Genomic DNA, 224 nt, shown 5'->3' with positions numbered 1-224 from the left:
AGTTACTGTTGGGTTAGCTTTCTTAACTTCTTCTACTACCTTAGCTTTTTCGGCATCAGTCAAGTTACTTGGATCTGTAACTGGGGTTACAGCTGGGACCTTAAGTTCCTTATCTGCTGATTCCTTAACTGTCTTATCTGCTGGGATAACAGCTGTTGTGCCATCTGGGTAAGTAACTGTAGCTGTACCATCATTACCTACTGTTACATCTGTTACAGTTGGAT

General features: G+C 41.5%; 1 pseudogene. It reads right to left on the bottom strand.

The features are described from left to right. Positions 1 to 224 (bottom strand): annotated as a pseudogene (locus HMPREF2987_RS11055) (hypothetical protein); the annotation flags it as partial.

The organism is Streptococcus sp. HMSC067H01 (genome assembly GCF_001814775.1).
Classification (GTDB): domain Bacteria; phylum Bacillota; class Bacilli; order Lactobacillales; family Streptococcaceae; genus Streptococcus.
Note: the sequence above shows the minus strand (reverse complement) of the source record. Positions and strands in the feature narration are given on the sequence as shown.